Source organism: Hyphomonas chukchiensis (assembly GCF_000682695.1).
Classification (GTDB): domain Bacteria; phylum Pseudomonadota; class Alphaproteobacteria; order Caulobacterales; family Hyphomonadaceae; genus Hyphomonas; species Hyphomonas chukchiensis.
In genome coordinates this window covers 1-11,979 of record NZ_AWFG01000074.1, presented here as the reverse complement: position 1 = coordinate 11,979, position 11,979 = coordinate 1, and the positions used below count along the sequence as shown (strand labels likewise).

11 protein-coding genes and 1 tRNA gene are annotated in these 11,979 nt (G+C 60.7%); 4 read left to right on the top strand and 8 right to left on the bottom strand.

Annotation, left to right across the window (positions count from 1 at the left end):
• The first annotated feature begins 144 nt into the window (after positions 1–144).
• A complete protein-coding gene (locus tag HY30_RS16625; protein WP_034743486.1) occupies positions 145–1,338 on the top strand; it encodes an acyl-CoA dehydrogenase family protein in 1,194 nt (397 codons plus the stop codon).
• 13 nt (positions 1,339–1,351) lie between these two features.
• Positions 1,352–2,401 (top strand): acyl-CoA dehydrogenase family protein, encoded by a 1,050-nt coding sequence (locus HY30_RS16620; RefSeq protein WP_034743482.1) that lies wholly within the window; start codon positions 1,352–1,354, stop codon positions 2,399–2,401.
• A gap of 16 nt (positions 2,402–2,417) precedes the next feature.
• Here the strand turns inward: HY30_RS16620 and HY30_RS16615 are convergent, their stop codons facing one another.
• On the bottom strand, positions 2,418–3,377 hold the full coding sequence (locus HY30_RS16615) for a LysR family transcriptional regulator (RefSeq protein ID WP_034743480.1): 960 nt from the start codon (positions 3,375–3,377) through the stop codon (positions 2,418–2,420).
• Positions 3,378–3,464: 87 nt separating this feature from the next.
• Here HY30_RS16615 and HY30_RS16610 point away from each other — a divergent pair, with 87 nt between their 5' ends.
• Both HY30_RS16610 and HY30_RS16605 read left to right on the top strand, forming a co-directional pair.
• Positions 3,465–4,043, top strand: a complete 579-nt coding sequence (locus tag HY30_RS16610; protein ID WP_155839391.1) for a hypothetical protein — start codon at positions 3,465–3,467, stop codon at positions 4,041–4,043.
• Complete coding sequence (locus tag HY30_RS16605) at positions 4,040–4,669, top strand: GNAT family N-acetyltransferase (protein ID WP_051615604.1); 630 nt, start codon at positions 4,040–4,042, stop codon at positions 4,667–4,669. Before HY30_RS16610 ends, HY30_RS16605 begins: the two co-directional genes overlap by 4 nt.
• Position 4,670: 1 nt before the next feature.
• Here the strand turns inward: HY30_RS16605 and HY30_RS16600 are convergent, their stop codons facing one another.
• The 7 genes from HY30_RS16600 to pgi form a co-directional block, all read right to left on the bottom strand.
• Positions 4,671–6,440: a glycoside hydrolase family 15 protein gene (locus HY30_RS16600; RefSeq protein ID WP_034743473.1), complete on the bottom strand. Its 1,770-nt coding sequence runs from the start codon at positions 6,438–6,440 to the stop codon at positions 4,671–4,673.
• Positions 6,437–7,168, bottom strand: coding sequence for a trehalose-phosphatase (gene otsB / locus HY30_RS16595; protein ID WP_051615602.1), 732 nt, complete (start codon positions 7,166–7,168; stop codon positions 6,437–6,439). The genes HY30_RS16600 and otsB overlap by 4 nt, the downstream gene beginning before the upstream one ends.
• Positions 7,169–7,176: 8 nt before the next feature.
• Entirely contained in the window at positions 7,177–8,577 is a 1,401-nt protein-coding gene (locus tag HY30_RS16590) for an alpha,alpha-trehalose-phosphate synthase (UDP-forming) (RefSeq protein WP_034743470.1), read from the bottom strand.
• 223 nt (positions 8,578–8,800) lie between these two features.
• A tRNA-Phe gene (locus HY30_RS16585) sits at positions 8,801–8,875 on the bottom strand.
• 56 nt (positions 8,876–8,931) lie between these two features.
• Positions 8,932–9,153, bottom strand: a complete 222-nt coding sequence (locus HY30_RS16580; protein WP_051615601.1) for a DNA gyrase inhibitor YacG — start codon at positions 9,151–9,153, stop codon at positions 8,932–8,934.
• Positions 9,150–10,202: a ribonuclease E/G gene (locus tag HY30_RS16575; protein ID WP_034743467.1), complete on the bottom strand. Its 1,053-nt coding sequence runs from the start codon at positions 10,200–10,202 to the stop codon at positions 9,150–9,152. The genes HY30_RS16580 and HY30_RS16575 overlap by 4 nt, the downstream gene beginning before the upstream one ends.
• A gap of 3 nt (positions 10,203–10,205) precedes the next feature.
• On the bottom strand, positions 10,206–11,792 hold the full coding sequence (gene pgi / locus HY30_RS16570) for a glucose-6-phosphate isomerase (RefSeq protein WP_034743463.1): 1,587 nt from the start codon (positions 11,790–11,792) through the stop codon (positions 10,206–10,208).
• Positions 11,793–11,979: the final 187 nt, after the last annotated feature.

The following is an 11,979-nucleotide window of genomic DNA, read 5'->3' as shown; positions in this document are numbered from 1 at the left end:
AGATTGATTTTTGCCAGACTAGGAGGGGTTACGCTGCGTCTGCCAAGCGGAAAGACGTCTGATGCCTTCAAAGGTCAAAGCGCCTCTTGGCGGACCCAAGGGAAGGCCTGCCAAGGTCGCCAAAAAATAACGGAGACATGTCCAATGGACCTTTCATTCAGCCCGGAATACGAGGCTTTCCGCAAGCAAGTGGCAGATACGCTCGCGGCCAATGCCCACTTGGCGCCAACACCGGAAGACCGGGGCATGAAGAATGCGAAGCGGCAGGCCTGGCAGAAACTGCTGATCGAGCATGGGCTCGCCGCGCGGACCATCCCCACCGAATATGGCGGCTATGGCGCTGAGCCCGACATCCTGAAGTCACGCATTATCGCGGAAGAGTTTGCCCGGACAGGCCTGCCTCGGGCCATGTCGAATCAGGGCATTTCCATGCTTGTGCCGACGTTGCTTGAACTCGGCACGCCGGAACAGAAAGCTGCCTATATCCGGCCAACCCTCTATGGCGAGATGATCTGGTGCCAGGGCTATTCCGAACCGGGCGCGGGATCAGACCTTGCTGCGCTGCGCACGGCAGCGGTGAGCGATGGCGACGATTACATCATCAATGGCAGCAAGATATGGACGTCGACCGCCAAGCAGGCGGACATGATCTTTTGTCTCGTGCGGACGGATCCGAGCGCCAAGAAGCATGAGGGCATCTCTTACATACTGTTCTCGATGGATACGCCGGGTATCGAGGTTCGCCCGCTGGTCGACATGACAGGCACGGCGAATTTCAATGAAGTGTTCTTCACGGATGTACGCGTGCCGAAGAGCGGCATCGTGTTTGCTGAGAACAAGGGCTGGCAGGTGGCCAACGCCACGCTGACGCATGAGCGCGGCATGCTGGGCGATCCGAACGCGACAAAGGCGCGGCTGGTGGAATTGGTCGAGTTGATGAAGACCGAGCGTGTGAACGGCGAGCGGTTGATCGACAACCCGCTGCTGCGTGACCGGTTGCTGAAGCTCCATGGCGAGGTCTATGCGATGCAGGCGAATGGCCTGCGCATCACGACGCATAACCTGAAAAAGGAGAGCGCTGGGCTCGCCGGATTGGTCGTAAAGCTGATGGGGTGTGACCTGAACCACGAGATCGCGCGCCTCGCGATCGATGCGCTTGGCGAATTGGGCGTCATGTACGAAACGGGCGAACACCTGCGTGCCGACGGTTCGTGGCAATCTCGCTACATGTACGACCTCGGGCTTATCATTGGCGGCGGCACGGCCCAGATCCAGAAGAACATAATTGCGGAGCGGGGCCTTGGCCTGCCGCGCGAACCCAAGCTGGCCAAGGCCTGAGAGGAGAAGACTGATGGAATTTGCACTCTCAGAAGACCAACGCATGTTGCAGGACAGCCTGAGCGGTTTCCTCAAGGATGCGGCGCCGCTCGACACGATCCGCAAGATTGCGACAGGTGACAAGGCGGCGGCCGACGCACTCGTAACAGGTCTGGATGACTTTGGGCTGTCGGGCCTGCATGTGGCCGAAGATCATGGTGGATTGGGCCTTGGTCTGCTGGATGCCTGCCTTGTGCAGGAGGCACTCGGTTATGCCATCGCCCCGAGCCGGTTCATGGCGACCACTGTGACGGCTCATGCGCTGCGGCATGGCGGTGAGGCGCACCTGCCTGCGATTGTGTCTGGCGAGATGCGGATAGGACTGGCGCTGACCGAACTTTCATCGCGCCGTGATGGTGCCGGTGTGACGGTTGAGACGGGCAGGCTGACCGGCACGTCACTGCTTGCGCTCTCTGCAGCCGAGTCGACGCACATGCTTGTAGCGGATGAGAACGGTGGTCTGCACATTGCCGAAACACCGGATAATGTTGCCATGCAGACAATAGACCGGACACGGGTATTCTCTGAAGTCAGGTTTGCCGGCGAAAAAAGCGAGCTGTCGTTGCAGCCAGACGATGAGGTGCTGGCGGTTGCGCGCCTTCTCACGGCCGCCGATACGCTGGGCGCGGCGCAGGCCATGATCGACAAGGCTGTGGCCTATGCGGCTGAGCGCCAGCAATTTGGCCGCGTGATCGGGTCATTCCAGGCGGTCAAGCATATGTGTGCGGAGATGGCAGCAAGGCTGGAGCCATCGCGCGCGCTGATCTGGCATGCGGCGCACGCGCTGGATACGGGTGAACCCGAGGGGCTGGTGATGGCGACGCTGGCGAAGTCGCATCTCGCCGAGGCGGGCACGTTCATCGCGCGCACGTCAACGGAAGTGCACGGCGGGATGGGCTTTACCGATCTTGTCGGTCTACATTACTGGTTCAAGCGGATTGCGGTAAACAGGCAGCTTTTTGGCAGCCCGGAACAGTGCCGGATGGATGCTGCGCGCCTGCAGGGCTGGTTGGAAACGGCCTGATTGGCTACCTCGCGCACTAGGCGTTTGGGTCAGTCGCGTCGGGTCGGATCAGGGTTTCGCGGAACCAGTGGGCTTGGCGTGGATCAAGCGAGGTCTTCAGCCAGTCAATGACGGCCTGTCCGCGCTCGAGGCGGCGGATACGCTCCGTATAGGTCATCCAGAACTGGATTGAGGCGACTTCGGGCAAGGCGAGGGGAACGAGCTGGGGGTAGGCGGCGCCAATATACGACGGCAGTATCGCGATGCCGCCATCTGCGAGGCATAGCGCAATCATGGCGGCCGCCGAGTTCGTGACGAGCGCAAAAGACATGAGCTGGCGCGCAAGGTAAATGCCATTCGCCCAACGCTCTGACTGGTTGATATAGCCTTCGTGCAGCAGGCAGCGATGGCCATGGAAGTCCATAAGTGTGGCCGGGTGGCCATGGCGCTCCAGATAGGGCGCCGTGGCAAAGCAGAGGTAATGCACAACGCCCATGCGTCTGCCGATCAGCTCGCTTCGCGAGGGACGATGGAACTGGAGCGTGATGTCAGCTTCGTTATTGAGGAGGTCGGGGCTGGCCTCTGAAACCGTTAATGTGAGTTCAATTCCTGGATGTGCAGCGTGAAAATCCGGCAGGCGAGGGGCTAGCCAGTAGGGGCCAATACCGTCGCCAGTAACAAGGTGCACCGGGCCGGTGTCCGGGGCATCACTGTCGGAAACATCACTGTGCGCAGCCGAAACAATATCTGCCATGACATTGGCATGGCGTAGCAGCATCTCGCCCGCCGCTGTCAGGTCCACACCGCGCGTGGAGCGTTTGAGCAGCTCTGTGCGCAAAGCGGCTTCGAGTTCGGTGATACGGCGACTGATCGTTGGAACGGAACCGCCGAGCCGTTCGGCAGCGGCGGACATGCTGCCGAGTTCCGCCACAGTGCGGAAGATACGGATCCTGTCCCAGTCAAATGTCTCCGCGAGCACGCGTGTGTCCCCTTTCACGGGTGTAAGTCCCCGTTTCACCAGTTGGTAAAGCCACGCGGCAATGCCTGTGGCATCACACAAGTACGCTTGTAGTGGTAAATAGACATGAACACAATCACAAATGGTATTTCAGGGAACGGGGTGATCGACCTTCACCAGGTGGTAGAAAAGGCGGCGGGATTTGGGTTTCGGCGCGGGACATTTTCCGAACTGGAACAAGGTGTTGCGGTGGCTGAGTCGCTGATGCAATCCAAACTGGCAACGCCCGAAGCGATCGCCGAGATGGACAGGATCACCGGTATGACAGCCTGGGTGACGGGTGATCCGGTGGATGGAATCTTCCTGTCATTGCCACTGACGGCAGCTGGCGAATCGGCCGTGCGAAACGGCACATATGCGCCAGCCTCGCCCGATCCGGCGCATCTGTGTGCTGACGGACAGGGATGTTCGGCCTTTTACATCGGTGTGTATGCGGGCGCGAACCGGTACGCACGTCGGAAGGTGATGACCGCAGCCGCTGTTCTGCGGGTAGAACTCTTCAGCGCCTATCCATGCTTCGCGCGCGGCGCCACCGAAGACGGTCGGCGCTCGATGGACAGTCTCGGCTTCAAGCCCTTCGAGGGTGGGTTGCCGGATTTGTATGTTCAGGAAGCGCTGGACCAGTCGCGGTGGGCCGCAGCATGACAGGGCGCCCAGTCATAGGTGAGCAAGTTCTCTGCCGACGCGTGCCGGAAGGCGCCTTCGAGCGGTATTCCGCGCGACCTGTCAGAACGCTGGAAGACTATCAGAAGATGGCGGCCATCCGGGCGGCTGTTTTCATGTCGGAGCAGGACTGCCCCTATGAAGAGGAGTTCGACGGCAACGATCTCTGCGCCACCCATTTCCTTGTGTTCGATGGAACGCAGGCGGTGGGCACATTGCGGATGCGCTGGTTCGCCGGGTTTGCAAAGCTTGAACGTGTGGTGCTGTTGCGCAGCCAGCGCGGTCGGCCCGCGCTGCAGGTGATGCTGGCAGAGGCGTTCGAACTGGCGGCCCGCAAGGGCTATACGAGGATGATCGCCCAGATACAGGCACGGCTCTGGCCGGTCTGGTCACGCACTTTCAAGTGCCGGATGGTGCCTGGCCGGCCGCGTTTCTGGTTCTCGGATTATGAATATATCGAGATCGAGATAGTCGTGCCGCACCACCCGCAAGCCCTTTCGGCGGATGAGGACCCGATGGTGATGATCCGGCCCGAGGGACTGTGGGACAGGCCGGGCGTGCTGGATGCATCGGCTGGCCGGTCAGGCCAAGGGGATGTTGCCGCCTGACCTAGATCACCTCTGACCACGGCTTGCTGAGCAGGGCGGCTGAATTGATGATGCCGACCATGCAATAAGTCTGGGGGAAGTTGCCCCAGAGATCGCCCGTCGACGGGTCGAAGTCTTCCGAGAGAAGGCCGACATGATTGCGGCTCGACAAGACCGACTCGAACATTTCGCGTGACTCTTCGACACGTCCGACGCGATAGAGCGCATCGATGTGCCAGAACGTGCAGGCCGTGAAGGCGGTCTTGGGACGGCCGAAATCATCCTCGGTCTTGTAGCGGTAGACATGATTGCCTTCGCGGAGCGTGCTGTCGATCGCGTCGACGGTGGCGACATAGCGCTCGTCGCTCGCTGGTACGAAACCGATCTCGGCCATCAGTAGGACGGACGCATCAAGCGTATCGCCGCCGAACGAGGCTGTGAAGGCGCCGACCTTGGGGTTCCAGGCTTTCTCCAGGATCGTCTTGTGGATGATGGCGGCGCGTTCCGACCAATAAGTTGCCCTGTCAGGCAAGCCGAGATGCGCGGCGATTTTGGACAGGCGGTCACAGGCCGCCCAGCACATGATGGCCGAGGATGTGTGAACTTCCGCGATAGTGCGGAATTCCCAGATGCCGGCATCTGGTGTGTCATGAACGGCGAAGGCCCGTTCGCCGACGGGCTCCAGCTGGCGGAACTCGGCAATGCCGGGCCTTGAGATAAGACGGCTGTCGAAGAAGGATTGCGAGACGCCGAGGACGACCTGGCCGTAGACGTCGTGCTGGATGTGCTCGGCCGCCTGGTTGCCGCGCCGGACTGGGCCCGTGTGGCGGAAGCCTGGCAGATGGGTTGCATATTCTTCGGTCAGATCGGATTCCAGGCCAATGCCATAGACGGGCTGGATATGCCCGCCTTTGGACTGGGCCACGATATTGCGGACCCAGCGCATATAGTGTTCCAGTGTGCCCATGGCGGACAAGCGGTTCAGCGCCGTCACAGTAAAATAAGCGTCCCGGATCCAGCAGAAGCGGTAGTCCCAATTGCGCTCGGATCCCTCGTGCTCAGGGATGGATGTCGTGAGGGCGGCCACGATGCCGCCCGTCTCTTCGAAGACGCAGAGTTTCAGTGTGATGGCGGCGCGGATCGCTGCCTCCTGCCATTCATAAGGGACGGCAAGGCTGCGCGCCCATTTCGTCCAGTATTGGCGGGTGCGCTCTTCCCAGTCGAGCGTGATGACATCGACAGTATCCGTCAGTGACTCGTCTGCGCCGAGGATGAAGGAAACGTCCTGCTCAAGCAGGAAGCTGGTCCCGGAGAGAACATAGGAAACTGGCGCATCTGTGGTGACGCGGAAAGCCAGTTCGCCATCATTGAAGCGGATATGATTGACTCCGCGCACGGCAGGCAGCTTGCGGTCACCCCAATCGGTTTCAGGCGTCAGTGTTATGCGGATACGCGGTGTGCCGGAAACGACGTGGAAGCGCCGGACGATGGAAGCCGGCCGGAACACGCGCCCGCGCGTCTCGAAGCGTGGAGCAAAGTCGATGATTTCCATGACTGCGCCGTCTTCCGCTTCAAGACGTGTGCGGAGGATGGCGGTATTGGTGTCATAGGATTGCGACCGCGATACCAGGCCATCCATCCAGATGTCGAACTGGCCCCCGCCGCCGAGCAGCTTGTTGAAAACCGGCTCGCCGTCAAAACGCGGCAGGCAGAGCCATTGGTAATTGCCAACGGAGTTTACGAGGCCTGCAATTGTTCCATTGCCGACGACTCCCAGATCCAGTCCGTTCATATTGATGCAAACTCCCTGAGCAGTGCGTGTACGTCTGCAACAGACGTGAGCCTATGGTGTGCGACGGTTGGGCCTTCGCCGACTTTGATGGCCAAGCCGCCCAATGATTGCGCGGCGGAAAAGGCGTCTTCGTCAGTCGTGTCGTCGCCGATCATTACAGGCCGCCGGCCCTGAAATGGCGCGCTCGACATTGCGTCAGTGAGACATGCGCCCTTGTTGGCAGCGCTCGGCTTTGCCTCGTAGACCATTTTACCGTGCTGGAGCGAATAATCAGCAAACGGTTCGATTGCTCGATTCAATGCTTCGCCGAGTTCATGCGCGACATCTGGCGCGGCGCGATAGTGAACGGCAAGCACGGGGCCTTTGGGCTCAAGCTGAACGCCGGGGTGCCGTGTCGCGAGTATCTGTAGCGCAGCGACCAGGTCAGCCGGTGCATGGGCAATCGTACCGGCGGGTGTTTCGTTTGGTGCTGCGCGACGCAGGCCGTGATTGCCAAAACGCCACAATCCCGAAGGCACGCGTTTGGAAAGATCGCCGAGGTCCCGGCCGGATAGGACTGCGAGTGCGCCGCCCACACGTTCCGCACAGGAGACAAGCACTTTGTCCATGCCGGAAAGGAGGCTGACGGTGTCCGCGTCATCCTGCAGCCCGGCCAAGGTCCCGTCGAAATCAAGGAACAAGGCATCATCAGACGCCAGGGCAAATTCTCTTTCAGTTGTTACAGCCATACGCTGCACTAGTCGGCGGGTCCGGATGTGTCAAACGCCGCCAGAAAGTGGTCTCGCCACCAGTTGATATCCTGCTCGCAAATGCCTCGATACAGGGCACGCCAGCGCCTTTGGCGCTCATCCAATGGCATCTGGAGTGCTTCCCGAACGGCCTCGGCTACGGCGTTGCGGTCATGCGGATTAATAATCAGGGCATCCGTCATCTGTTGGGCGGCGCCAGCAAATTGAGAGAGCACAAGAACACCGGGATCATCGGGGTCCTGGGCGGCGATATACTCCTTCGCAACCAGGTTCATCCCGTCCTGGAGGGGGGTTACGAGCCCGACACGTGCCAGGCGATAAAGTCCCGCCAGTTCTTCGCGGTCGTATCCGCGAGCCAGGTAGCGGATGGGTATCCAGTCCAGATCGCCATAATCGCCATTGATACGCCCGGACAATTCATCGAGCTGTTGTCGCAGCTGGGCATATTCCTCGACGACTGAGCGGGACGGCGGCGCGATCTGCGTGAAGGAGATATTGCCGTGCAGGTCGGGATACTTGTCAAACAGCGTCGCCATGCCTTCAAATCGCTGGGGCAGGCCTTTGGAATAGTCCATCCGGTCAACGCCGATGACGAGATTACGCTTGCCGAGGAAGCGTGAGAGACGGTTTGACGCTTTCTCAGCCACTTCACTCGTCGCACTCAAGCTAAAGCCTTCCGCGTCGATCCCGATCGGGCACAGTCTCATTGTGAGGACATGGTCGCCGATGCGGTAGCGCTCATCATCCATTTTCTCGGCACCCATCTCCTCATGCAGGTAACGGCCGAGATTGGCGCAGTCGTGCGGGCTTTGAAGGCCAACAACATCATAGGCGCAAATGCCTTCGGCGAGAGTCATATGGTTTGGGATAGACCGGAACACTTCCGGTGCTGGAAACGGAATGTGCAAGAAGAAGCCGGTGCGCCGCCTACAGCCCCCATCCTTCAGATGCCGGGCCAGAAGGAAAAAGTGGTAGTCTTGGACCCAGACAATGTCCGTCTCGCTTGTCTGGGCTTCAACGGCTTCGGCAAAACGGCGATTGATGGATTCATAAGCCGCGAAATAGTCGCTATCGAAGACGGCGAGGTCGAGTCGGTTGTGCATGACGGGCCAGAGAACGCTGTTGGCGTAGCCCAGATAGAAGCCCTCATATTCTGCCTTCGACATGTCAACGAGGGCAAATGAGACCCCATCTTCTTCCACAAGTTGCACCCTGCGCCGCGGTACGTCGAAGATCTTGCCGCTCCAACCGATCCACAAGCCGCCTGATTCCGCGAGAGTGTCCCAGAGGGCCACTGCAAGCCCGCCTGCGCGGGTCTGACTGCCATAGGCCGTGCGATTGGAGACGGCGACAAGGCGAGGTGGTGATGATTGTTTCAAGTCTGTCATGTGAACCCGCTCATGTTACCCGTGACGTGTGACAAAAGTTCCGTCGATCAAAAGAAATACGGGATAATCCGCAAGTTGCACGGATCGAAGGCGCTTTGCGACCCTGTGGAGACGGCTTGGGCGATGTCGGCAACGCATGAGCGTATCGCTCCAACTTCGACGCGAAGTGTAAACGCGGATTCTGTCTTTCTCCGGGGTTCCGGCTGGCGAGGCCGTTTTAAAATGGTGCCCGGGGGCGGAATCGAACCACCGACACGCGGATTTTCAATCCGCTGCTCTACCCCTGAGCTACCCGGGCGGGCCAGCAGGGAAGGCGGGTTCTAACCAAGGCAGGCACGCTTGTCCATCGTGTTTTCAGTCATCATCTGTGATGTCTTCAGACGGCGATGTGTCGCGGGGGTTTTCCTCGAGTTCTGCCGGCGCTCCGGGGATCGCATAGCCGCCCTTCAACCATTGCCCGAGATCGATATCGGCGCAGCGCTTGGAGCAAAAGGGCCTGTATTCCGGCGAGACCGGCTTCTTGTGGCACTGCGCGCATTTGGGGGTGCGTTTTTCGGGGGCGATCGGTTTGCTCATGTCTGGAAAATGTCCGGTTTGGAATGGTCGTACGGTAAAACGGTCAGGCGGGCGCCGAATGTTTCATTGAGTTGCGCCTGCAGGTCCAGTCGACTTGCTGTCATCCACTCAAAAGCACGCCGAGGCAGGGAAAGGGTCAGGCGTGCCATGGGCTGGGCTACGGCTTCGCGCTGGAGCTGGCGCAGGCTCTCCAGACAGAGCGTTTCGTCTGTGGGTTCGCCGTCTGGCGTCATCAGCCTGTCGGCCAGCGGCGCTGCGCCCCAAGCGACGGATGCTTCCATGAGACCGAACGCCGAGGGAGCGAGCGCGCGTACCTTACGGTGAGACAAGGCCTTGAAAGCAGACAGGAAAGCATCGCGGACCTTGATGCCGCTTTCGCGATTTATGGGTGAGACGCAATCCAGAACCATGGCGCCGCCGAGGTTCCGCAGACTGGCTTGCCGGGCGAGCTCCTGCGCTGCCTCAGTGTTGATGCGCAGCGCTCGGGCCGCAGCGCGCCCCGGATCATTGCGGCCGGAGGTGTCCAGATCGACAGCCACGAGGGCGTTCGTGGGCTGGATATGCAGCGTCCCGCCGGCCGGAAGCGTTACCGAACCGGACAAGGCCTCATCCCATGCGGCCGTAATTTCTCCGTCGCCAATGGAAACGTCCTCGACGGACACAGAACCCGCGCCGGGCAGCGCCATACGCCATCGCGTGTCGCGATCTTGGTTTTGGGTGGCGTTAGTTGCTGCCTTCATGACGCGAGCAAGCTTGTCGCGTCGCGCTTCGGCGACCACTTCAACGTGCAGGTTCTGGCCTTCCGTAAGCCCATGTCCTTCATCAAGCCGCATGAACACATTCTCGCCGGAAAGCAGTTCCACGAAGCCGCCACCCTGACGCGGCTGAATGGCCCGAAGGCGTGCGTCGAGCGTGTCACCAAGATAGGCCCGCCTCTGCCGGTCACTTAACCGCTCAAGATGAAGCGCTACGGGTCGTGCTGTCGTATCGAATGCGACCCAGCGTGTCTCGCCGATTGCCGTTTCGCGCAGGATGCGGGCAATCGGCATCGACTAACGCAGCGCGGCAATCAGGGACGCTGTGACCGGGTCATCCGCCGAGGCATCACCGGTAAGCGCAGGCTTCAGGCGACCGGCCATGGTCTTGCCGCGTTCGACGCCCCACTGATCGAACGGGTTTAGCCCCCAGAGCTTGCCGGCAAAATAGGTGCGGTGCTCGTACATGGCGACGAGCGCGCCGAACGCTTCAGGCCCGAATGCAGAATGGGTCATGAATGTCGATGCGCGCCCGCCTGCATGGACCTTCTGCCTTGCGACGGCGTCGGTCAGACCGGGTTCTTCCTTCTTGACCTCTTCAAGCGAACGGCCGTTGGCGAGCACCTCGGCCTGGGCCAGAGCGTGGGCCGTTAGCGCCGCAAGACCGGCTGAGTCGCGACCTGCATCGGGTGCAAGAATGAACTCGCATGGCACAGCCTGAGACCCCTGATGGAGCCATTGGTGGTAGGAGTGCTGGCCGACCGAACCTTCGCCACCCCAGAGTGCCGGAGCAGTCGCCACCGCAATGGCCTCGCCGTCCGGACCGACGCTCTTGCCGTTCGATTCCATTTCGAGCTGCTGCAGGTAGGTCGGCAGCATGCGCAGCCGGTTGGCATAGGCGAGGACGACCCGCATCTTGTCGCCCAGGATCGACGTGTTCCAGTAGTCCAGAAGCGCGAGGCGCATCGGCACGTTTTTCGCCGGTGGTGTGTCGCGCGTGTGGGCATCCATCGCGGCGGCGCCGGCAAGAATTCGCTCGAACAAATCGGCGCCGAGATAGATCATGCAGGCGAGCGAAGCGGCGGACCAGAGCGAGAAGCGGCCACCGACGGAAAGTGGCATGTCAAAGACATGCGCATCACGCCCATTGAGCCAGGCCTTGGCCTTTTCCGGTGCGGCCGTGACCAGCCCAAGATGATGCGCGGCATCGTCGCCAAGGGCACGTTCGAGCCATTTGCGGGCGCGATCGAGGTTGTAGAGTGTCTCTTCGGTGCCGAATGATTTGGAGACGCCAATCACAAGCGTGGATTTTGGGTCGAGCCCTGTCAGGGCCCGATCCAGATCCAGTGGGTCAACATTGGCGCAAAAGCGAAGGTCGATGCCTGCGGGGGCAAGGTCTTCGAAGGCGTCAGCGATCAGGCGGGGGCCGAAGTCAGAACCGCCAATGCCGATATGGACGACGGCCGTGAATGGCGCGCCGCCTGACGTCGTCACTTTGCCGGACCGCTGGTCGCGGGCGAATTGCAGGGCCGGCTGGATACTCTGGCGTACGGTTTCGGCTTCGCCCTCAAGTGGCGAACCCGCGCGCAGGGCCCAGTGCAGTGCAGGGCGGCCTTCCGATGGGTTCACGATGGCGCCACTGAAGAGGTCGGATGAGGCAGTTTCGAGGGCGCAGGTCTCGCCGAACGCAAGCAATGCCGCCTCTGATTCCGGATCCAGATATTGCCGGGCCATATCGATCCGCCAGCCCGCAGCCGTCAGCGTTGCCTGGCCTGCGCGACTTGCAGCGATGGCGCCAAGGGAGCGATTGCGTAAGCGGTCGCGATGAGCAGACAGGTCAATATCCATGTTGAGGCCCTCAGTGGCGAAGTTGAGCTTTGGCATATCCGGCCTTGGGGCAGGTAGGCAAGTCGCGCCCATCTTGGCAGCCAGGATACAATTGCCTGCTTGAAACCCGCGTCACACATGGGTATGAGGCGCGTTTAACGGGCAGTCCGCCTGCCAAATCAATATGAAACCCTGTCCGGCGGGCCGGACGACAGACACCTAAGGAGAGGCCCGATGGGCAAGG